Annotated in this window: 17 protein-coding genes; 9 read left to right on the top strand and 8 right to left on the bottom strand. The window is 71.3% G+C overall.

Going from position 1 to position 20,977, the window contains the following annotated elements; all coding sequences use genetic code 11:
- Window positions 1-88: 88 nt before the first annotated feature.
- From xylB to ACFY30_RS10860, 7 genes are all read left to right on the top strand, one after another.
- Entirely contained in the window at window positions 89-1,534 is a 1,446-nt protein-coding gene (gene xylB / locus ACFY30_RS10890; protein ID WP_390844867.1) for a xylulokinase, read from the top strand.
- Window positions 1,535-1,559: 25 nt separating this feature from the next.
- Window positions 1,560-2,771 carry an ROK family protein gene (locus ACFY30_RS10885; protein ID WP_390844866.1) on the top strand — a complete coding sequence of 404 codons (1,212 nt, stop codon included), beginning with the start codon at window positions 1,560-1,562 and terminating at the stop codon, window positions 2,769-2,771.
- 522 nt (window positions 2,772-3,293) lie between these two features.
- Window positions 3,294-3,914: an N-acetylmuramoyl-L-alanine amidase gene (locus ACFY30_RS10880; protein ID WP_390844865.1), complete on the top strand. Its 621-nt coding sequence runs from the start codon at window positions 3,294-3,296 to the stop codon at window positions 3,912-3,914.
- A gap of 126 nt (window positions 3,915-4,040) precedes the next feature.
- Complete coding sequence (locus ACFY30_RS10875) at window positions 4,041-5,348, top strand: GAF domain-containing protein (RefSeq protein WP_390844864.1); 1,308 nt, start codon at window positions 4,041-4,043, stop codon at window positions 5,346-5,348.
- A 102-nt stretch (window positions 5,349-5,450) separates the two neighbouring features.
- Window positions 5,451-6,974 (top strand): aldehyde dehydrogenase family protein, encoded by a 1,524-nt coding sequence (locus tag ACFY30_RS10870; RefSeq protein ID WP_390657465.1) that lies wholly within the window; start codon window positions 5,451-5,453, stop codon window positions 6,972-6,974.
- Between the two features lie 345 nt (window positions 6,975-7,319).
- A complete protein-coding gene (locus ACFY30_RS10865; protein ID WP_390844863.1) occupies window positions 7,320-8,327 on the top strand; it encodes an NADP-dependent oxidoreductase in 1,008 nt (335 codons plus the stop codon).
- A 26-nt stretch (window positions 8,328-8,353) separates the two neighbouring features.
- Window positions 8,354-9,406 (top strand): alcohol dehydrogenase catalytic domain-containing protein, encoded by a 1,053-nt coding sequence (locus tag ACFY30_RS10860; protein ID WP_390844862.1) that lies wholly within the window; start codon window positions 8,354-8,356, stop codon window positions 9,404-9,406.
- A 62-nt stretch (window positions 9,407-9,468) separates the two neighbouring features.
- On the opposite strand, the gene ACFY30_RS10855 is transcribed toward ACFY30_RS10860, so the two are convergent.
- Window positions 9,469-10,581: a catalase family protein gene (locus ACFY30_RS10855; protein ID WP_390844861.1), complete on the bottom strand. Its 1,113-nt coding sequence runs from the start codon at window positions 10,579-10,581 to the stop codon at window positions 9,469-9,471.
- A gap of 312 nt (window positions 10,582-10,893) precedes the next feature.
- Here ACFY30_RS10855 and ACFY30_RS10850 point away from each other — a divergent pair, with 312 nt between their 5' ends.
- Both ACFY30_RS10850 and ACFY30_RS10845 read left to right on the top strand, forming a co-directional pair.
- A complete protein-coding gene (locus tag ACFY30_RS10850) occupies window positions 10,894-11,403 on the top strand; it encodes a DUF485 domain-containing protein (RefSeq protein ID WP_390844860.1) in 510 nt (169 codons plus the stop codon).
- Window positions 11,400-13,016, top strand: a complete 1,617-nt coding sequence (locus tag ACFY30_RS10845; protein WP_390844859.1) for a cation acetate symporter — start codon at window positions 11,400-11,402, stop codon at window positions 13,014-13,016. Before ACFY30_RS10850 ends, ACFY30_RS10845 begins: the two co-directional genes overlap by 4 nt.
- 54 nt (window positions 13,017-13,070) lie before the next feature.
- Here the strand turns inward: ACFY30_RS10845 and ACFY30_RS10840 are convergent, their stop codons facing one another.
- From ACFY30_RS10840 to ACFY30_RS10810, 7 genes are all read right to left on the bottom strand, one after another.
- Window positions 13,071-15,491 carry a SpoIIE family protein phosphatase gene (locus tag ACFY30_RS10840; RefSeq protein WP_390844858.1) on the bottom strand — a complete coding sequence of 807 codons (2,421 nt, stop codon included), beginning with the start codon at window positions 15,489-15,491 and terminating at the stop codon, window positions 13,071-13,073.
- 224 nt (window positions 15,492-15,715) lie between these two features.
- Entirely contained in the window at window positions 15,716-15,937 is a 222-nt protein-coding gene (locus ACFY30_RS10835; protein WP_390844857.1) for a hypothetical protein, read from the bottom strand.
- Between the two features lie 117 nt (window positions 15,938-16,054).
- Window positions 16,055-17,332, bottom strand: a complete 1,278-nt coding sequence (locus ACFY30_RS10830; RefSeq protein WP_390844856.1) for an ABC transporter substrate-binding protein — start codon at window positions 17,330-17,332, stop codon at window positions 16,055-16,057.
- 5 nt (window positions 17,333-17,337) lie between these two features.
- A complete protein-coding gene (locus ACFY30_RS10825; RefSeq protein ID WP_390844855.1) occupies window positions 17,338-18,447 on the bottom strand; it encodes a branched-chain amino acid ABC transporter permease in 1,110 nt (369 codons plus the stop codon).
- Window positions 18,444-19,334 (bottom strand): branched-chain amino acid ABC transporter permease, encoded by an 891-nt coding sequence (locus ACFY30_RS10820; RefSeq protein ID WP_390844854.1) that lies wholly within the window; start codon window positions 19,332-19,334, stop codon window positions 18,444-18,446. Before ACFY30_RS10820 ends, ACFY30_RS10825 begins: the two co-directional genes overlap by 4 nt.
- Window positions 19,331-20,143: an ABC transporter ATP-binding protein gene (locus tag ACFY30_RS10815; protein ID WP_390844853.1), complete on the bottom strand. Its 813-nt coding sequence runs from the start codon at window positions 20,141-20,143 to the stop codon at window positions 19,331-19,333. The genes ACFY30_RS10820 and ACFY30_RS10815 overlap by 4 nt, the downstream gene beginning before the upstream one ends.
- Window positions 20,140-20,898: an ABC transporter ATP-binding protein gene (locus ACFY30_RS10810; protein ID WP_390844852.1), complete on the bottom strand. Its 759-nt coding sequence runs from the start codon at window positions 20,896-20,898 to the stop codon at window positions 20,140-20,142. The genes ACFY30_RS10815 and ACFY30_RS10810 overlap by 4 nt, the downstream gene beginning before the upstream one ends.
- Window positions 20,899-20,977 lie beyond the last annotated feature (79 nt).

Raw genomic sequence — 20,977 nt, 5'->3', positions numbered from 1 at the left:
CGTCATGGCCGTTTACAAATTAGTATGCGAACGCATCTCTGGGAAGACAGATCCCGCAGAGCCGCGGAAAAACTTGAGGGAGAGCCCGATGTCAGCAGCCGAGGGTCCGCTCGTCGTCGGCGTGGACTCGTCCACCCAGTCCACCAAGGCGCTGGTCGTCGACGCGGCCACCGGCGAGGTCGTCGCGAGCGGCCAGGCCCCGCACACCGTGTCCTCCGGGGCCGGCCGCGAGAGCGACCCGCGTCAGTGGTGGGACGCCCTGCACGAGGCGCTGCGCCAGTGCGGTGACGCGGCGCGCGAGGCCGCCGCGGTGTCGATCGGCGGGCAGCAGCACGGGCTGGTCACCCTGGACGGGCACGGCGAGCCGGTGCGGCCGGCGCTGCTGTGGAACGACGTGCGCTCGGCCCCCCAGGCCCGGCGGCTGACCGAGGAGCTCGGCGGGGCGAAGTTCTGGGCGGAGCGCACCGGGTCCGTCCCGGCCGCCTCCTTCACGGTCACGAAGTGGGCCTGGCTCGCCGAGCACGAGCCGGAGGCCCTGCGTGCGACGAAGGCCGTCCGGCTCCCCCACGACTACCTCACCGAGCGCCTCACGGGCGAGGGCACCACCGACCGCGGCGACGCCTCCGGCACCGGCTGGTGGGCGTCCGCGACGGAGGGCTACGACGAGGAGATCCTCGCCCATGTCGGGCTCGACCCGGCACTGCTCCCCCGCGTGGTGCGCCCCGGTGAGATCGCGGGCACCGTGCGCGACAGCCACGACCTGCCGTTCTCCAAGGGCACCCTGGTCGCGCCCGGCACCGGCGACAACGCGGCGGCGGCGCTCGGCCTCGGGCTGCGTCCCGGCACTCCGGTGCTGAGCCTCGGCACGTCGGGCACGGTGTACGCGGTGGCGAAGCGCCGCCCCACCGATCCGACCGGCACGGTGGCGGGCTTCGCGGACGCCCACGGCGACTGGCTGCCGCTGGCCTGCACCCTGAACTGCACGCTCGCCGTGGACCGGCTCGCGGCGCTGCTGGGCCTGGACCGCGAGGCGGTGGAGGCCACCGAGGAGCTCACGCTGCTGCCCTACCTGGACGGCGAGCGCACCCCGAACCTGCCGAACGCCTCGGGCCTGCTGCACGGCCTGCGCCACGACACCACGGCCGGGCAACTCCTGCAGGCCGCCTACGACGGTGCCGTGCACTCGCTGCTCGGCGCGCTCGACCTGGTCCTCGACGAGGAAGCCGACCGTTCGGCTCCGCTGCTGCTGATCGGCGGCGGCGCCCGCGGCACGGCCTGGCAGCAGACGGTACGGCGGCTGTCGGGGCGGCCGGTGCAGATCCCCGAGGCGAAGGAACTCGTCGCGCTCGGCGCGGCGGCACAGGCCGCCGGGCTGCTGACCGGCGAGGACCCGGCCGCCGTCGCCCGCCGCTGGAACACCGCGCGGGGTCCGGTCCTCGACGCCGTGGAGCGGGACGAGGCGGCGCTGGCCAGGATCGCCGGGGTACTCTCCGACGCGGCCCCGCTGCTGGAGCGGAGCCGGCCCACCCACTGACCATCGACGACGAATCGACTCAGGCATGACCGCACCTCCGCACGAGGCCCGCGCCACCGGCCCGGGGCGTGCGCTGCCCGACACCCAGCAGGGCATGCGCCGCCGCAACCTGGCGCGGGTGATGCACGCCGTCAGCGCCCAGGGGCCGCTGTCCCGGGCAGCGGTCGCCTCCCGCATCGGCCTGACGCGCGCGGCGGTGTCGACGCTCGTCGACGAGCTGATACGCACCGGCCTGCTGGAGGAGCTGGGCCCGGAGCGGCCCAACCGGGTGGGCCGGCCCGGATCGGCGCTGGCGGTGAGCGGACGCGGCCCCGCGGGGCTGGGCGCCGAGATCGGCGTCGACCATCTCGCGGTCTGCGCCGTCGACCTGCGCGGCGAGGTGCGGGCGCGCGCCGTGCGGCACGGGACGAACCGGGGTCGCTCCCCCGAACCGGTGATCGAGGAGCTGACCGGGCTGCTGCGCGAGGTCGTCGCCGAGGCGGCGGCCGAGGGGCTGTGGCCGGCCGGGCTCGCCGTCGCCGTCCCCGGCCTGGTCGCCCGCGACGGCCGGACGGTCGTACGCGCCCCGAACCTCGACTGGCACGACATCGACCTCGGCGCCCTGCTGCCCGGTGACTACCCGCTCACGGTGGACAACGAGGCCAACTTCGGCGGGCTGGCCGAGCTCTGGCTCGGCGAGCGCACGCCGCGCGACTTCCTTCATGTCTCCGCCGAGATCGGCATCGGCGCCGCGCTGGTCGTGGACGGCAGCCTGCTGCGTGGCACCCGTGGCTTCGCGGGCGAACTGGGGCATGTGCCGGTCCACCCCGACGGGCCGCAGTGCGTCTGCGGCGGCCGGGGGTGTCTCGAGCAGTACGCCGGCGAGGAGGCGGTGCTGCGGGCGGCCGGGCTCGAACCGGGCGGCGACCGCGTCGGACTCCTCGCGGGGCGCGCGGCGGACGGCGACCCTGACGTACGGCGGGCCCTGCGCGAGGCGGGAACGGCGCTCGGCATCGCCCTCACCGGGGCGCTCAACCTGCTGGACCCCGAGAGCGTCGTGCTCGGCGGCGCCCTGGCCGGGCTCGCCCCCTGGCTGCTGCCGTCACTCGAATCCGAACTCGCCCGGCGCTCGGCCGGCCCCGCACGCCCCGTTTCCGTGTCCCGGCTCGGCCCCGAGGGGCCGTTGCTGGGGGCCGCCCACTCGGTGGTGCGAGCCGTGCTGGACGACCCGGCCGCGGTGGGGGCGGAGGGGGCCTGAAAGGTCGCACGGGTCAGGGTGGGGACGCGAGGTCACGGGGGGCGCGAGGTCACGGGGGAGGGCGGGGGCGTGAGGTCACGGGGCGCTGGGTCTCGGGGGCGCGAGGGTCGCGGCCTGCGGGCGGCAGGGGGCTGACGGGTGACGGGTGGCCGAGGGCCTCGCCTCCGCCTCCGCGCCCGCCTCCACCACCGCCGCGCCGGCCGGCCTGAGTCGTGACGGACGGCCGAGGGTTGCCGGGTGGCCGAGGCCCTGGGTCGTGACGGACGGCCGAGGGCTGCCGGGCGACCGACGGCCGAGGGCCTTGGCGGGTGACGGACTACCGAGGGCCCGGGAAAGGCGCGGGCGCCGAGGGACCGCCCGCGAGCTGCGCTGGGCCGAAACTCCACGTTCGGGTGAGCGAGTTGTCCACAAGGGGGCTTGTGTCCACCGAACTCCACAGCCTCCCGCTGCCCGACCGGTGAGCGCCGTAACGTGATCCCCGCGGGGCGAGCCGTCGGTCTCCGCAGAACGGAGAGCGCAGCCATGAGCGACCCTCACATCAGGCAAGCAGTAACCCAGTCGGGGCCCACCAGGCGGCGGATGCTGACCGGCGCCGCCCTCGTCGCCGTCCCGTACACCCTCCTCCCCGGCGCACCGGCCGGCGCGCAGACCCAGGCCGTCGACTACCGGCACGCCGAGTGGCAGCCCGCGACCGGCTCCAACCGCACCCCCTCCGACCGCCCCGCCGCCCACCCCATCGACCGTGTCGTCATCCACGTCACACAGACCGACTACGCCCAGGCCCTGTCCGTCTTCCAGAACCCGAAGAAGAAGGTGTCCGCGCACTACGTCGTGCGCTCCGCCGACGGCCATGTGGCGCAGTGCGTACGCGAGTCCGACATCGCCTGGCACGCGGGGAACTGGGAGTACAACACCCGCAGCGTCGGCATCGAGCACGAGGGATGGGTGGACCGGCCCGCCTCCTTCACCGACGCGATGTACGAGCGGTCCGCCCGGCTCACGGCATCGGTCTGCGCGCGGTACGGCATCCCCCGGGACCGCGCGCACATCATCGGCCACTACGAGGTGCCGGGCACGGACCACACCGATCCCGGTCCGAACTGGGACTGGGGACGGTACATGAGACTCGTGAACCGCGTCTGAAGGGCGGCGGACCCGGTCGGGACCGGACCGGGATGCCCGACTTCGGACGACCCTGTCCAAACGGTTGTCGCACCGCACACCCGGCGTGACGATGTCCCCAGCCGTGTCGTCTGCCGGGAGGGCTAGTTGCCGAGCGATCCGTGGGTGGCCCTGGAGCCGGGGGCCGACCCTGCCGAGCGGGTACGGATCCTGCGCCGGGCGCACCAGACGTTCACCGAGGCGGGGACGGTACCGAGGCCGGTGCGGGCCGTCGTGGCGGACTCGTGGCGGCGTTCGGCGCGGGCCGGGGTCGGTCCCGACGGCACCGCGAGTGTGGAACTGACCGACGGCGATCTCGGCACGTACCGGTCCGAGCATCCGCTGGCCCGGGTGATGCCGCTGTTCCGCGAACTCATGGGCACGTTCGCCGCCGACGGAGAGCACCTGCTCGCGGTGTGCGACGCGCACGGCAGGCTGCTGTGGGTCGAGGGGCACGCGGCGACGCGGAGGCAGGCGGGGCGGATGAACTTCGTGCCGGGCGCGCGGTGGGCGGAGAGCGCCGTCGGGACGAACGCGCCGGGTACCGCGGTCGCCGTGGACCGTCCGGTGCAGGTGTTCGCGGCGGAGCACTTCATCCGGCGGGTGCAGCCGTGGACCTGCGCCGCCGCGCCCGTGCACGATCCACGGACCGGGAGGGTGCTGGGGGCGGTGGACATCACCGGCGGCGACGGGCTGGCCCATCCGCACAGCCTGGGCTTCGTCCAGGCGGTCGCGCGGGCCGCGGAGGCCCAGCTGGCGCTGCTCACCCCCGAGCGGCCGCGGGCCGGCATGCCGGAGCTGACCGCGCTCGGCAGGGACGAGGCACGCCTGGTCACCTCGGGCGGCGGCATCAGGCTCAGCCGCCGGCACAGCGAGATCCTGGTGCTCCTGGCCCGGCACCCGGAGGGCCTGACCGGCGACGAGTTGCTGTGCGCGCTCTACGAGGACGAGTCGGTGACGCCGGTGACCCTGCGGGCGGAACTCGCCCGGCTGCGCGGGGTGCTCGGCCCCGGGCTGCTGGCGTCGCGCCCCTACCGGCTCACCGTTCCCCTGGAGTCCGACGTCTCGGTGGTCGAACGGCGGCTGGCCTCGGGCGCGCTGACGGCGGCTTTGGCGGCCTACACCGGGCCGCTGCTGCCGGCCTCGCAGGCGCCGGCGGTCGTACGGCTCCGGGAGCGCCTCGCCGACGGTCTGCGCGCCGCGCTGATCGCCGGCCAGGACCCCGACCTGCTGGCGGACTGGGCGCACTCGCCGTGGGGCGAGGACGACCTCGCCGTCTGGCGGGCGCTGGCGGCGGTCCGCCCGACAGCGGCGATACGGGCGCGCCTGACGGCGCTGGAGAAGGAACTGACGGCACCGGAGCGCTGGGCGCGCCGCCAGGTCGTGCCGGGCGTCGCACGGCAGACGGGAAGGTGACGACAGGACCTGGCACCGCAACGTCGCTGCAACGTCCGCGTCCCTAGCCTCCCGCCAGAGCCGCCCAACGGCGGGCGGCCCTGCTGAGGGAGGCACACCGGCATGACCCGTTACGCGGCGCCCGGCACCGAGGGCGCGATCGTCTCCTACCAGGCGCGCTACGACCACTTCATCGGCGGCGAGTACGTGCCGCCGGCCCGCGGGCAGTACTTCGAGAACCCGTCTCCCGTCAACGGGCAGCCGTTCACCGAGGTGGCTCGCGGCACGGAGGAGGACGTGGAGCGGGCTCTCGACGCGGCGCACGCGGCCGCGCCCGGCTGGGCGCGTACGTCGGCGACCGAGCGCTCGGACATCCTGCTGAAGATCGCCGACCGTATGGAGGCCTCTCTGGAGCCCCTCGCGGTCGCGGAGAGCTGGGAGAACGGCAAGCCGGTCCGGGAGACGCTGGCGGCGGACATCCCGCTGGCCATCGACCACTTCCGCTACTTCGCCGGGGCGGTGCGCGCGCAGGAGGGTTCGCTCAGCGAGGTCGACGAGGACACGGTGGCGTACCACTTCCACGAGCCGCTCGGCGTCGTCGCGCAGATCATCCCGTGGAACTTCCCGATTCTGATGGCCGCGTGGAAGCTCGCGCCGGCGCTGGCGGCCGGCAACGCGGTGGTCATCAAACCGGCCGAGCAGACCCCGGCCTCCCTCCACTACTGGATGAGCCTGGTCGCGGACCTGCTGCCGCCGGGCGTGGTGAACATCGTCAACGGCTTCGGCCCCGAGGCGGGCAAGCCGCTCGCCTCCAGTCCCCGGGTGGCGAAGGTCGCGTTCACGGGCGAGACGTCCACGGGCCGGCTGATCATGCAGTACGCCGCCGAGAACCTGAAGCCCGTCACGCTGGAGCTGGGCGGCAAGTCGCCGAACCTCTTCTTCGACGACATCTGGGAGAAGGACGACGATCTGCGCGACAAGGCCCTCGAGGGGTTCACCATGTTCGCGCTGAACCAGGGCGAGGTGTGCACCTGCCCGTCGCGCGGACTGATCCAGCGCGGCAACTACGGCGACTTCCTCCAGGCGGCGGTCGCCCGCACCGCGCTGATCAAGCCGGGCAACCCCCTCGACACCGAGACCATGATCGGCGCGCAGGCCTCCAGCGAGCAGCTGTCGAAGATCCTCTCCTACATCGACATCGGCCGCCAGGAGGGCGCCAAGGTACTCACCGGCGGCGAACGCGCGGAGTACGACGGCGAGTTGAAGGGCGGCTACTACGTCCAGCCGACGATCTTCGAGGGCGACAACCGGATGCGCGTCTTCCAGGAGGAGATCTTCGGACCGGTCGTCTCGGTGGCCTCGTTCGACGACTTCGACGACGCCGTCAAAATCGCCAACGACACCCTGTACGGCCTCGGCGCCGGAGTGTGGACGCGTGACATCAACACGGCGTACCGCGCGGGCCGGGCGATCCAGGCGGGCCGCGTCTGGACGAACTGCTACCACGCCTACCCGGCGCACGCCGCCTTCGGCGGTTACAAGCAGTCGGGGATCGGCCGGGAGACGCACAAGATGATGCTGGAGCACTACCAGCAGACCAAGAACCTGCTGGTGTCGTACTCACCGAAGAAGCTGGGCTTCTTCTAGACACCGAAGAAAGGGCGCCTGACCTGGGCAGATGGCCCGTCAGGCGCCCTCCGCCGCGCACGGGTGTCTCTCTTCGTCCCATCTGAACCGGCAGGCAGAGCACCGGGGTGAACCAGACGGCGATCCGCGACGGAGGAGGTCTCCGAGGGGCTGTACGGCGACAACCCGGGCACCTCGAAGGCGATCACGAGGCGGCTCTTGCCTCCGACGTGACGGCATCGTACGCTCACCGTCCATACCGACTGGACGGTATGCCACGCAAAATCGCGTCGATACGCGGCGACGGCGGCCCGCGTGGCCGCACTGGCCGCCGATCCCACGCGACCGTCGAAGGAGCCGCCGAAGATGAGCAGCACCAACCACCAGGTGCGCCTGGCCGCACGTCCCGTGGGAGAACCACGACCCACCGACTGGGAGCATGTCGAGGAGCCGGCCGGTGAGCCGGGCGACGGTGAATTCCTGGTGCAGGTGCTCTGTCTGTCGATCGACCCGGCGATGCGCGGCTGGATGAACGCGGGCAGGTCCTACATCCGCCCCGTGGAGATCGGCGAGGTCATGCGCGCCGGCGCGGTGGGACGGGTGATCGCCTCGCGGCACTCCGGGTTCGCGGTCGGCGACCATGTCTCGGGCTCGTTCGGCGTGCAGGAGTACTGCGTGTCGGACGGCCGCGACGTGACCAAGGTCGATCCGGCGGCCGCCCCTTTGCCGACGTACCTCGGCGCTCTCGGCATGCCGGGCCTGACGGCCTACTTCGGGCTGATCGACATCGGGCGTCCCGAGCCCGGTCAGACCGTCGTCGTCTCCGGAGCGGCGGGGGCGGTCGGCAGCGTCGTCGGCCAGATCGCCAAGATCCTGGGCTGCCGGGTCATCGGCATCGCCGGCGGCGAGTCCAAGTGCCGGCTGGTGGTCGACGAGTTCGGGTTCGACGCCGCGATCGACTACCAGAAGGAGGACGTCCGCAAGGCGCTGCGCGAGCACGCCCCCGACGGCGTCGACGTGTACTTCGACAATGTCGGCGGTGATGTCCTGGACGCCGTGCTGCTTCGACTGGCACGCGGTGCCCGCATCGTCGTCTGCGGCGCGATCTCCCAGTACAACAGCACCAAGCCGCAAGGCCCCGGCAACTACCTATCGCTGCTGGTGAACCGCGCCTCCATGACGGGATTGGTGGTGTTCGACTACGCCGACCGGTACGCCGAGGGGATCGCGCAACTGGCCACGTGGCGAACGCAGGGCCGGCTGAAGTCCCTGGAGGACGTGGTGCAGGGCGGAGTGGCGGCGTTTCCCGAAACCCTGATGCGGCTCTTCCGTGGTGAGAACCACGGCAAGCTCGTGCTGCAGATCGCGGACTGACCGGGCGGAGCGGAAGGGGAGATCCGGTGAAAGCACTGAGCTACCACGGCCGTCACGACATCCGCTACGGGAATGTTCCGGACCCGGCCGTCACCCGTCCCACGGACGCGGTGGTCCAGGTGACCGCGGCCGGCATCTGCGGCAGCGACCTCCACATCTACCACGGCAACCCGTTCAGCCCGGAACTGGGCTACTCGCCGGGACACGAGTGCGTCGGCGTGGTGCTCGAAACCGGCGACCAGGTCACCGGCTTCAAGCCCGGCGACCGGGTACTCGTGCCCGCCTCGGTCGGCTGCGCCCTGTGCCGGTCGTGCGCGGCCGGGTTCACCGCCCGCTGCGAGCGCGCGAAGTCCAGCACCGAACTCTGCTACGGAGTGAGCCCGCAATTGCCGGGCAGTCAGGCTCAGGCCCTGGCGGTGCCCTACGCCGACGTCAATCTGGTGCACTTGCCCGAGGGCATCTCAGACGAGGCCGCCGTCGTCCTGACGGACAACGCCCCCACGGCCTGGTACGGCTGCCGCCGTGCCCGCATCCAGCCCGGTGAGACCGTCCTGGTCATCGGCCTCGGGCCGGTCGGCCTCATGGCCGTCCAGTCCGCCTACTCGATGGGCGCCGCGCGGGTGCTGGCCGCGGACCTGGTCGCGGAGCGCCGTGCCTTCGCCGCCACCCTGGGTGCCGAGCCGGTCGAGGGCGACGACGCACGCTCCGCCATACGGGAGATGACCGGCGGACGCGGACCGGACGCCGTGGTGGAAGCCGTGGGCTCGGACGCCACCATCGAACTCGCCCTCAAGGCCGTCCGACAGGCGGGCCGGGTGAGCGTCGTCGGGGTCAGCCAGAGCAAGGCGTTCCCTTTCCACATGGGACTGGCGCAGATCAAGGAGCTGGAGTTCGCCATCGGGCTGTGCTCGGTGCACTACGAACTCCCGCCCCTGATCGCGCTCACCCTCGCCGGCCGGATCAAGCCGGAGGTGGTCGTCTCCCACCACTTCCCCCTCTCCGAAGGCCCGGCGGCGTACGAACTGTTCGCAGGCCGCTCCGAGGGCGTCCGCAAGATCCTCCTCGACCCCACCCGCTGATCCTGCCCACCGCCGCCCGCGCGGGGCCGGGGATCCGCTGCCCGGCACGCGCCTTGACCGGCTCAGCCGAGCAGTTGCGCGCTGCCGACCGGTTCGCTCCGCTGCTGTCCGTTGATGTGGTGCCGCTCGATGGACGAGCGCCGGTACACTTCCTGCCGCACCCGCTGGATCTCGCCGATGGGCCGGTGCTCCTCTCGCGAGCGCCACGGTGTGATCGACGTGGCGTCGGCGGCCGCCACGTTGTCGTCCCCGCCGATGTCCTGCCGCGGGAGATCGACACGGGCGACGGTGACCCAGGGGGACAACTCTTCGGGCCACTTCACGGAGGTGTTGTCCACCGGCATGCGAGCCAGGTCGGTGTTGAGCTGCACTTGGAGCTCGAAGGAGTGGTCGCGCTCCGCGGCCTCCGCGACCAGGGTGCGGCGGAACGCCTCGTTGTCCGCGTGCACGTCCACGATCTGGTGTGTGAGGGCGGCCAGGGACTCGGCCGTCGGCACGGTGCGGATCTTGGCGATGTGATCGCCGTAACGGAAGGCACCCATGCTGTTGTAGCTGTACGACAGCAGGTTCCTGCGCGGGACGGTGGTGAACGAGAGCATGGCGAACAGTTCGTCCCAGAGCCAGCTGTCGGGATCGGTGAGCGTACCCCGGCGGGTCAGGAACTCCGCCATCCACGTCTTGCGGCGGGCGGGGTTTGCCAGGCCCTCGGGCAGCTCCGCGAACAACTCCTCGATGACCATGTAGTCGTAGGCGGTGTTCGCGAAGAAGACCTCGTTGTTGATCAGGTTGAGGTCGAAGGTACCGGTGTCCGGTTCGTCGGCCAGCAGGGTGGAACCGGGGACCCCGAACATCTTGATGCCCATCCCACACGCCGCGCCCAGCTGGTGGTCGGGACGCTGGTGACCCAGACCGTTGGAGTAGCGGACGACAGCGTCGTACTCGGTGGGCCGGGCGAAGATGCCCTGCCCGTGGAAGTCCGGGTTCTCACCGACCGTGACCGTGGCCTTGAGGAGGCCATAGGTCTTCCCGTGGGCGGTGCGGACGGCGCGGCCGACGGCCTCGCGCTCGACCGAGGTGCCGGTGCGCTGCGCCACCTGGGCGACCACTGCCTCCAACTCCTGCTGATAGGTCGGCCGTTCGGCGGGGCGGTAATCCTCGTAGCGGACGAAGTCCATGGTGCTGCCTCCTGTGATGGTGCCGTGACCTCAGACGCTAGCCAGCAATTAAATTGTGCACAACATAACCGGCTGTGATGAACCACACGTCGCCGAAAGCGCACCACTGCGCGCACTCGTGGATGACATCGCCGTCAGCCGGAGTTCACCGTCGGTGCCACCGCCGGCCGGCCTCCACCCGGAGACCACATCAATCCCGAAACGTGACCCACGGCAGGCTTACTCACATGCCAACCAGTCGGTATGGTGCGCCGCCTGAAGCATTCTTCTCTGTTCACCGCACGGATCCGAGCCGCAGTGGAAGGCCAGGCGATGACGTACGCCGACGAGAACCGGTACCCACCATCAGCACCCGCGGGATGGCCGCCGCCGCACCCCGAACCCCACCGGATCCCCTCCGGACACGACACGTACGGGCAGAGTTCGTGGCCGGAGCCGTACGGGCACGACGTCCCGCGATACGACGCGTACGGGCGGCCCACCACCTGGGACGCCGCCTACGCGCACGAGACTCGTCGGCCCGACGCCGACCTCGCCGCCCTGCGCTCGGCCTACCGCCTGCTCCGCCGGATCTCCACGTTCACCGCGCTCGGCTCCTTCGTGGTGTACGTCCTGCTCTCCTGCTACGCGCCCGGCCTGATGGGTTCCAAGATCACCGGAGAACTGAGTCTGGGCATGGCCCTGGGCGTCCTCCAGCTCGTCGTCACCTTCGCCGCCGTCTTGTGGTACGGACGCAGCGCACAACGTTCGGTGGATCCGCTGGCCCGCGCCGTCAGGGAGCGGGCGGTCCCCGCCGGCCGGAACGCGGGGGTGACCAGATGAACGACTTCAGCTCCGGGACGCAGGGCACCGTCCTGGTTCTGTTCACCACGCTGGTCACCGTCACGCTGATGATGTGTGTCATGGCGGGACCGGACCGCGACGACCTGACGAACTTCTACACCGGCTACCTGTCGCTCACCCCGCTCAAGAACGGCCTGGCGATCGCGGGCGACTACATCTCCGCGGCCACGGTACTGAGCACCACCGGCATCATCGCGCTCACCGGATACGACGGCTATGTCCTCGCGGTCAGTACCGCCCTGTCCCTGGTGCTGCTGATGTTCCTGCTGGCCGAACCCCTGCGCAACGCCGGCAGGTTCACCATGGGCGACGTCCTGGCCCGCACCATGCCCGGACGGGCCGTGCGTATCGCGGCCTGCGTGGTGACGCTCTCGGCGACCCTGCCCTTTCTGGTCGTCCAGCTCTCCGGAGCCGGGTCGCTGCTCACCTTCATCCTGAACATCCCCCACGCGGCGGGCGCCAGGACGGCGTCCATCGTCATCGTCGGCACTCTGATGATCATTTATGCGGCGATCGGCGGCATGAGGGGCACCGCGCTCATCCAGATGATCAAGATCGTGCTCCTCCTCGGCACCAGCATCGTCGTCGCCGCTCTCGTACTGAACCGCTTCGACTGGAGCCCCGGCGCCATCCTCAGGGCCGCCCAACACGGCAGCGTCGCGGGCCCCGCCTACCTGCAGCAGGGCCTGCAGCTCGGCACCACGACCAGTGGCCGGCTGGACTTCGTCAGTTTCCAGATCACCGTCATCCTCGGTGTGGCCTGCCTGCCACACATCACGATGCGCATGTACTCCGCGCGGGACGTACCGGCCGTACGTCGCTCCATGTCATGGGCGGTGGGCACGGTCACCACGTTCTGCCTGCTCGTGATCATCATGGGTACGGGCGCGGCGGCCCTGGTGGGATCGCAGCACATCACCGCGGCCGATCCTCAGGGCAGGACGTCGATGCTCATGCTGTCCCAGATGCTCGGCGGGCCCCCCGGCTCCGCAGGCGCGACGATGCTCTACTCGGCCGTGGCGGGCATGGTGTTCATCACCCTGCTGTCGTCGGTCGCAGGGATGACCCTGGCAGCGGCCTCGACACTCGCCCACGACCTGTTCGCCCATGCGGTGCGGCGGGGACAGGCCGAGCCGCGTACCGAGATGACGGTGGCGGCGTGGACGAGCGTGGTCGTGGGGATCGTTGCCATCGGCCTCGCCACCACGGTGCAGAACTGGGACGTCGGCGTGCTGACCACGCTGGCCGTCTGCATCGGAGCATCGTCGGTGGCCCCCGCGCTCACCTACTCCCTGTTCTGGCGAGGGTTCACGCGCACCGGCCTGCTCGCCACCCTCTACGGCGGCGCGGCCAGCGCCTTGCTGCTCCTGGTCTTCTCCAAGGCCGTCTCGGGCACGCCGTCCGCCGTCTTCCCGCATGCCGACTTCGACCTGTTCCCCATGCAGACCACCGGACTGGTCTCCATTCCGTTCGGCTACCTGGCGGGCTGGTTGGGCAGCCGCCTGGACCACCGGCGCCGCGCCGCCGACAGCCATGAGCACCGGCGCCTGTACGACGAGAGCGAGGCACGGCTGCTCGCCGCAGCCGAATGACCACGGCGGCGCGGGCGGGCCGACTCCGGGCGGCCTCCCGCATCTGCCAGACGGTCAGACGGGCGTGCCGCTCAGCGGTTGCTCGGTCCACACGGTCTTGCCCTCCCGGGTGTAGCGCGTACCCCAGCGTTCGGTCATCTGGGCCACCAGGAACAGGCCCCGCCCGCCCTCGTCGGTCGTACGGGCGCGGCGCAGGTGTGGTGAGGTGTGGCTGGTGTCGCTGACCTCGCACACCAGACACCGCTCACGGATCAACCGCAGGGTCGCGGGACCGCCGGCGTAGCGGTGCACATTGGTGACCAGCTCGCTGGCGATCAACTCGGTGGTGAACGCCAGGTGCTCCAGACCCCACTCGGTCAGTTTGGCCGTGGTCAACGCCCTGGCCCGGGAGGCGGCGGCAGGCCCCGGCGGCAGACGCCAGGAGGCGACATTGTCCGACGGCAGCATGCGCGTGCGGGCGATCAGCAGTACGACGTCGTCACTGGGACGTGAGGGCACAAGGGCGTCGACCACCGCCTGGCATGTACGTTCCAGCGCGCCCGCGGGGCGGGTGAGCGCTGCGCACAGCTTCGTCAGGCCGACCTCGGCATCGAGGTGCCGTTCGCCGATGATTCCGTTGGTGTACAGGCACAGCAGACTTCCCTCGGCCAGTTCGATGTCCCTGGCCTCGAACGGCAGCCCGCCCAGGCCGAGCGGGGGGCACGCGGGGAGGTCGAGCAGCGCCACCCGGCCATCCGGAGCGGTCACCACCGGCGGCGGATGACCGGCGCGGGCCACGGAGCAGCGTCCGGAGACCGGGTCGTACACCGCGTACAGGCAGGTGGCGCCGACAACCTGCTCCCCCACGGGCCGTTCGCCGACTGCTTCCTGTTCGGCCGCCAGCAGGTTGACCAGGTCGTCAAGGCGGGAGAGGACCTCGTCCGGTTCCAGGTCGAGGCTGGCAAGCGTGTGGACGGCGGTGCGCAGCCTGCCCATGGTCGCGGCAGCATGGATGCCGCGTCCCACCACGTCGCCGACGACGAGCGCGACCCGGGCCCCGGACAGGGGAATGACGTCGAACCAGTCGCCGCCCAGACCCGGGCCGGCGCTGGCCGGCAGGTACCGCAGGGCCACCTCGACGGCCGACTGGTCCGGAACCGCCCGGGGCAGAAGGCTGCTCTGCAAGGCGAAGGCGGTCTGCTGCTGCTGGGTGAAGCGCCGGGCGTTGTCGATGGCGACGGCGGCTCGCGCGGCGAGTTCCTGAGCGAGGGTGAGATCGTCGGCCTCGAAGGCATCGGGGCGGCGCGAGCGCCACAGGGTCATCACACCGAGCACCAGGCCACGCGCGGCAAGAGGTACCACGATCAGGGAGTGGGCGCCCGGGTCCGGAGCCTGGGCACCCTGGCGGTCTGCCGCCGAGAACCAGTAGGGCGGGACCACCGGCTCGAGGACGGGCCGCCCCTCGGCCAGGCATCCAGCCTGCGGGGTATCGGGCCCGAACTCCACCGGCTCGCCGTGGGGGTGGGGCGGGCCGGGTTGCTGGGCGCCGATGCTGCAGGTCCCCAGTCGGACCACGGGCCCCGCAAGGGCGCGCGTCGGTTCCTCACCGCGCGTCACCGGCTGAAGCAGGTCCACGGACGCATGGTCGGCGAGGTGAGGCACCATCACCTCGGCGAGTTCCCGGGCGGTCTCGGCCACGTCAAGTGTGGTTCCGATACGGCTGCCCGCCTGGTCGAGAAGTGCGAGCCGGCGCTGGGCCCGATGGCGTTCGGTGATGTCCTCGATCATCTCGGCAACACCCAGGATGCGGCCCGAGGGGTCTTCCATCCGGAAGGACGACACCAACGCGACCCGCTCCCTCGCCGGATCCTGCTCCAGGCGGGCGAACTGTTCGGAGTAGACCAGGGGTCTTCCGGTCTCCATCACCTGGCGCACCCGGTCCACAGCCTTGCGCGCGTCGTCGGGGAGGAGCATCCGCCCGGTGGGCAGCCCCCGAAAGTCTGCTGCCGGGACGCCGCTGAACCGTTCGATGGCGCGGTTGACCCGGAGAATCCTCAGGTCGGGGCCATGGACGACCAAGCCGATCGGGCACTGGCGGTACAGCCCGTCGAGAACCGCGCGGTCCCTTTGCCATTCGAGGACCTCACCCGCGAGCGCCCCCGCAAGGACCCACTCACGGACCCGGCCGTCACGGGACAGCTCATGAGCCCTGAGCCCCAGCTCCACGAGCCGCCCGTCACGGTGGCGCAATCTGAGCACGCCGGCCCAGGAACCGGCCCTGCGGCAGTTCGCGGCGGCCTCGGTGACAGCCGGCAGATCGTGAGGATCGACCAGGATCTCGAACGCCGGACACCCGATCACGGCTGTGTCCTGGTAGCCGAGCAGTTCCTGAGCCCGCCGGTTCCATCCGACCACTGTTCCCCGGTCGTCGAGCACCGCCGAGGCAGCGAGGTGCGGGGCGAACGGATCGTCGTGGCCTGCGCTGAACTCCGTCATCGCTTCTCCACCGCTGGACACCACCGTGTACTCGGTCGCCGATCTGCCGCGGGCCCTGGCCGTGACCGGCATGACGGCGTCCGCGGCGGTGGCTCGGCGTTCCCGAAGGCACGCGACCTGCTGACCCTGTAAGCCTATGGAAATCTGGCGGACGCCGCGGCCTCGCCCGCCACGTGGCGTGGCGTGGCGGGCATGAGGGATGACATCAGGCACGGTGGCCCCCCTCACGACGAGCCGCTACGGGCCTTCGCCCCGCGCAGCCCCGCCGGGCCCGGCGGAGGCGTCCCCGGCCCCCGTGCCGCCAGGGCCCGGCTGGGCTCCCCGGCGGTGGCCCGTGCCTCGGCACGGCCGGTGCGGACGACGCTGCCATGGACGTGCGCGCTGCCGAGGAGGGTGCGGCGCGTGGGATCCGCGCCGACCTGGTCGTCCCCGGGCCTGATCGACATCCCCCACGGGCCGCGAGGTCTCGGCCCGGCGGGCGTCGCGTTCCCCTTCGGGCCTCCCATGACGGGCGGGGGCGGTCCCGAGAGGTCAGGGCATCGACCGGGACCGCCCCCGCCGGCTCACTTCGCCAGCGGGCCGAACTCCTTGCGGGTGTCCACCGGCTTGCCGAACAGCTGCCACCGCTCGCCCTTGAACCGCATCAGCTGCATCGTCTCGATCGGGAAGGCGTCATCGGGCCCGGTGGAGAGGGTGACGCCGGGCAGCAGCATGTCCACCTTGACGTCCTTGAGGTTGCGCACCGCGTCCCGCAGCCCCTCCCTGGTCGGGCACTCCATCGCGTCCAGGGCCTTGTGCAGGCTGGAGGCGGCGGCCCAGCCATAGGCGTTGAACTGGTTGGCCGGGTCGGCGTCGGGCGCGTACCTGCGCAGCGCCTCGGTGTACGTCCTCATCTCCTCGTCGTCGGCCCACTGCGGGTCGGCGGGGTCCTTGAAGTAGGTCGCCGAGACCACGCCCTGGACGTTCTTGAACCCGACGGGCTTGAGCACGGAGGCGGACGAGGACACGTTGTTGACGATGTGCAGCGGGTTCCACTTGGTGTTCTTGGCATCGGCGGCGAGTGCCTGGCTGCCGAACTTGGGCGTGGTGATGTTGAGCAGCACATCCGCCTTGGACCGGGCGAGGCTCGTCATCTGTGCCGAGACGGACGGGTCGGTGACCTCGTAGCTCTCCTCGGCGACCACCTTGATACCGCCGCCGGCGATGGCCGCCTTGAATCCGCCGAGCAGGTCCTTGCCGAAGTCGTCGTTCTGGTAGAGGACGGCCACCTCGGCCTTGGGCTTCTCCTCCTGGAGGTACTTGGCGTACACCCGTGCCTCGGCGATGTAGTTGGGCTGCCAGCCTGTGGTCCACGGGTGCTTGTCGTCGGTACCCCAGACGGAGGCACCGGTGGCGACGAAGGGCTGCGGCACCTTGCGCTTGTCGAGGTAGTCCCACACGGCGGCCGTGGACGGGGTGCCCAGGGTCTGGAAGACGGCGAAGACCTTCTCCTGCTCGACGAGTCTGCGGGCCTCCTCGACCGCCTTGGGCGGCTGGTAGCCGTCGTCACGGACGGTGAACTCCACCGTGCGGCCGTCGATGCCGCCCTTGTCGTTGACGTGCTTGAAGTAGGCGCTCACACCTTTGCTGATCGTGCCGTACGCGGAGGCCGGCCCCGACAGCGGGTAGATGCCGCCCAGTTTGATGGCCTTGTCGGTGATACCGGTGGTCTGCTGGCCCTGGCACGCTCCGTCGGCGGAGGCGTCCTTGTCGTCCTGCCCGCGCTGGCTGTTGCAGGCGGTGACGAGGAGCAGAGCGGCGGAGGCGGCCGCGGCCGCCCGCAGAGTGGTCGTCTTGCGCATGTGGTTCATTCCTCTTCCGTGCGGGGCAGTGCGCCCACGGGTTCGGCATCGACAGGTGCGGGATCCGCCGGGGCGGGTGCCGCGGACGGTTCGGAGTCGGGCGTCCGGTCGTCGGTGGGCATGGTGGTGCGGGTGAGGCGACTGGCGGCGACACCTCGGAGACGGCCCGCCAGACCGGCCAGTCCCGTCGGGGCCACGAACATCACCGCGATGATCAGCAGGCCGAACACCACACCGGGCGCCGCGTCGCTGATGTCCTGGGCCACGCTCGGCACGTACATCACGAACGCCGCCCCGAGCAGCGGCCCGTAGAGCGAGGCGAGCCCGCCCACCACCAGGCCGGCCAGCAGCGTGATGGACAGGACGAAGCCGAACGAGTCGGGTGAGACGAAGCCGATCACCCAGGTGTAGAGGCACCCGGAGACTCCCGCGAACAGCGCGCTCCACGCGAAGGCGAGGGTCTTGTGCAGCGACAGCCGTACGCCCATGACCTCCGCCGCGCTCTCGTTGTCCCGCATGGCGAGCAGGGCCCGGCCGACGCGGGAGCGCAGCAGGTTGCGGGCGAGCAGCAGAGCCACCGCGGTGACGGAGAGGACGACGAAGTACGTCCACTGGTCCTCGGCCAGCCCGCTCCACGCGGGCGCCTGCAGCTTGTCCACGGTCAGTCCCATGGACCCGCCTGTCACCGGTTCGAGCCGCTTGAGCAGCGGTGGCAGGAACACCGCGAATGCGAGCGTGACCAGGGCGAGATACAGCCCGCGCAGACGCAGGGCCGGCACGCCGAAACCGAGGCCCAGCAGGAAGCATCCGACGGCCGCGACCGGCAGCGTGGCCAGGTGGCCGGTCTCGTACCGGTCGAGCATGACCGCCGCCGTGTAGGCCCCTGCCGCGAAGAAGGCGCCGTGCCCGAGGGAGATCTGCCCGCCGAACCCGACCAGCAGGTTCAGTCCGGCCAGTGCCACGGCGTACAGCAGCACCATGGTCAGCTGGAAGACCTGGAAGGGGGCGAAGTAGAACGGTGCGCCGAGGGCGACGCCCGCTGCGAGCAGCGCGGTGAGCGTGGCCCGCAGGCGGCGGGCGCGGTCGGTGCCGGGTGGTGCGGTGATGGTGCTCATGCGCGCTCCACCGCCGCCCGTCCGAACAGGCCCTGGGGCCGCACCAGCAGCACCGCCAGGATGATCACCAGGGGTACGCCCACCTTCAGGTCGGCGCCGATGACGTCCACGTACGCCCCGGCCAGCGTCTCGGCGACGCCCACGAACAGGCCGCCGACGACCGCGCCGACCGGGCTGTCGAAGCCACCGAGGGTGGCCGCGGCAAAGGCGTAGATCAGCACCCCGCCCATCATGTTGGGCTCCAGGAACAGCACCGGGGCGACGAGCACACCCGACACCGCGCCGACCGTCGCGGCCAGTCCCCAGCCGAGCATCAGCACGCGGCCGACCCTGATGCCCGACAGCCGGGCGGAGGCGGGATTGCCGGCGACCGCCCGCATCACCAGGCCGGCGGAGGTGTGCTGGAACAGCAGGTACAGCAGGCCCATCACGCCGGCCACCACCGCGATGATCCCGAGGCTCGACCAGTCCACGCGTACTCCGGCCAGGTCGATCCCTCCGTCGGGGAAGGGCTGGGGAAAGTCCTTCACAGTGAACGACCAGATCAGACCGGCCATTGCGTTGACGAAGATGAACAGGCCCACCGTGACGATGACCATCGTGAGTTCGGGCGCGTTCTGCACCGGGCGGATGACGATCCGTTCGACCAGCATGCCGCCGGCGAAGGACACCGCCAGGGTCACCGTCAGCGCCAGCCAGAACGACATCCCGGACGCCATCAGTTGCCACGCCACGTAGGTGGAGATCATGGCGAGCTCACCCTGCGCGAAGTTGACGATCCCGGTGAACCGGTGGATCAGTACCAGCGCCAGCGCCAGGCTGGCATAGACCGCACCGGAGCCGACGCCTTCCACCACTTGCTGGAGCAGTTCGGTCACGGCGCTCACCCGCCCTCTCCGGAGCGGACGGAGACACCGAGGTACACCTCGGCGACCTGCCCGTCCTCGCGGATCTCCTGGGACGGCCCGGACAGCACCAGGCGGCCGGCCTCCAGTACGTGGGCCCGGTGCGCGACATCCAGCGCGAGTTGGGCGTTCTGCTCGACGACGACCACGGTGGTGCGTTCCTCCTCGTTGACGGCACGGACGATCTCGAACAGCTCGCGCGTGACCAGCGGCGCGAGGCCCAGCGACGGCTCGTCCAGGAGCAGCAGCGAGGGCCGCAGCATCAGCGCTCTGCCGATGGCGAGCATCTGCTGTTCGCCGCCGCTGAGGCTGCCCGCGGCCTGCCTGGACCGCTGGCGGAGCTTGGGGAAGTAGCCGTAGATGCGCTCCAGGTCGGAGGCGACGGCCGCGCGCTCGGCGCGGCCGTCGCGCCGCCACCGGCCGGTGCGCAGATGGGCGCCGATGCGCAGGTTCTCCTCGACGGTCAGGTCGTTGAAGGTGCCCCGGCCCTCGGGTACGTGCGCGACGCCGAGACGGGCGGTCTGCTCGGGCGAGCGGCCCAGCAGCTCCGTACCGTCCAAGGTCACCGAGCCGCGTCCGCGGACCATGCCGCACAGGGCCCGCAGGGTCGTCGTCTTGCCCGCGCCATTGGGGCCGAGGATCGCGCAGACCTCGCCGCGGGCGACGCAGAAGTCGAGCCCCTGGAGCACGCGGGCCTGGCCGTATCCGGCGTGCAGGCCGGCCACCCGCAGGAAGTCCGGCTCCGCAGTCGCCTGCGCGGCCTCGGTGCTGTCGGCGGTGGGTTCCGTCATGCCGCCACCCCCAGGTACGCCTCGATGACCGCCGGGTCTCGCTGGATCTCTCCCGGTGAGCCCTCGGCGATCTTGCGTCCGAAGTCGAGGCAGACCACCTTGTCGCACAGGCCCATCACGAACCCCATGTGGTGTTCGACCACCACGAGCGTGAGGTCGAACTCCTGGCGCACCGACCGGACCAGATCCGCGAATTGGCCGACCTCGCCGTGGCTGAGTCCGTTGACGGGTTCGTCGAGCAACAGCAGCCGGGGCCGTACCGCGAGCGCCCGGGCGAGTTCGACGCGTTTGAGCGTGCCGAACGGCAACCCGGAGGCGGGGTGGTCGGCCACCTCCGCCAGGTCGAGCCGCTGGAGCAGTTCGTCGGCCTGGTCACGAAGTTTCCTCTCCTCCCGCCGGACGGGGGGCAACCGGAGCGTCGCGGCGAGGTGTCCCGTGCGCCCCCGGCTGTGGGCGCCGACCATGACGTTCTCCCGGACCGTGAGACGTGGGAACAGACCGAGGTTCTGGAAGGTGCGGGCGATGCCGCGCCCGGCCACGGAGTGCGGCGGGAGGGCGAGCAGGTCCTCGTCCTCGTATCGCACCGTCCCCGCATCAGGGGTGCAGCGCCTGGTGAGGCAGTTGAACAAGGTGGTCTTGCCGGCTCCGTTCGGTCCGATGAGCCCCACGGCGGTGCCCGGCTCGACGGTGAACGCGACACCGTCCAGTGCCGTGATCCCGCCGAAGCGCACGCTGATACCGTCGACCGCGAGCATGAGTGACGCCCCTTCCGAGGTGCTGGGGGGGTGGGCGAGCGTCACAGTAGGTGGGGGCCTTCCGAGCGCACATTGGGTG

The sequence above is a fragment of the Streptomyces sp. NPDC000345 genome (assembly GCF_042898825.1).
GTDB lineage: Bacteria > Actinomycetota > Actinomycetes > Streptomycetales > Streptomycetaceae > Streptomyces.
Note: the sequence above shows the minus strand (reverse complement) of the source record. Positions and strands in the feature narration are given on the sequence as shown.

Excerpts from the sequence above, each read along its gene's own strand:
- xylB (WP_390844867.1), top strand. The coding sequence starts at position 89 with ATGTCAGCAGCCGAGGGTCCGCTCGTCGTCGGCGTGGACTCGTCCACC.
- ACFY30_RS10885 (WP_390844866.1), top strand. The coding sequence starts at position 1,560 with ATGACCGCACCTCCGCACGAGGCCCGCGCCACCGGCCCGGGGCGTGCG.
- ACFY30_RS10880 (WP_390844865.1), top strand. The coding sequence starts at position 3,294 with ATGAGCGACCCTCACATCAGGCAAGCAGTAACCCAGTCGGGGCCCACC.
- ACFY30_RS10870 (WP_390657465.1), top strand. The coding sequence starts at position 5,451 with ATGACCCGTTACGCGGCGCCCGGCACCGAGGGCGCGATCGTCTCCTAC.
- ACFY30_RS10865 (WP_390844863.1), top strand. The coding sequence starts at position 7,320 with ATGAGCAGCACCAACCACCAGGTGCGCCTGGCCGCACGTCCCGTGGGA.
- ACFY30_RS10855 (WP_390844861.1), bottom strand. The coding sequence starts at position 10,581 with ATGGACTTCGTCCGCTACGAGGATTACCGCCCCGCCGAACGGCCGACC.
- ACFY30_RS10850 (WP_390844860.1), top strand. The coding sequence starts at position 10,894 with ATGACGTACGCCGACGAGAACCGGTACCCACCATCAGCACCCGCGGGA.
- ACFY30_RS10845 (WP_390844859.1), top strand. The coding sequence starts at position 11,400 with ATGAACGACTTCAGCTCCGGGACGCAGGGCACCGTCCTGGTTCTGTTC.
- ACFY30_RS10840 (WP_390844858.1), bottom strand. The coding sequence starts at position 15,491 with ATGACGGAGTTCAGCGCAGGCCACGACGATCCGTTCGCCCCGCACCTC.
- ACFY30_RS10835 (WP_390844857.1), bottom strand. The coding sequence starts at position 15,937 with ATGTCGATCAGGCCCGGGGACGACCAGGTCGGCGCGGATCCCACGCGC.
- ACFY30_RS10830 (WP_390844856.1), bottom strand. The coding sequence starts at position 17,332 with ATGCGCAAGACGACCACTCTGCGGGCGGCCGCGGCCGCCTCCGCCGCT.
- ACFY30_RS10825 (WP_390844855.1), bottom strand. The coding sequence starts at position 18,447 with ATGAGCACCATCACCGCACCACCCGGCACCGACCGCGCCCGCCGCCTG.
- ACFY30_RS10815 (WP_390844853.1), bottom strand. The coding sequence starts at position 20,143 with ATGACGGAACCCACCGCCGACAGCACCGAGGCCGCGCAGGCGACTGCG.
- ACFY30_RS10810 (WP_390844852.1), bottom strand. The coding sequence starts at position 20,898 with ATGCTCGCGGTCGACGGTATCAGCGTGCGCTTCGGCGGGATCACGGCA.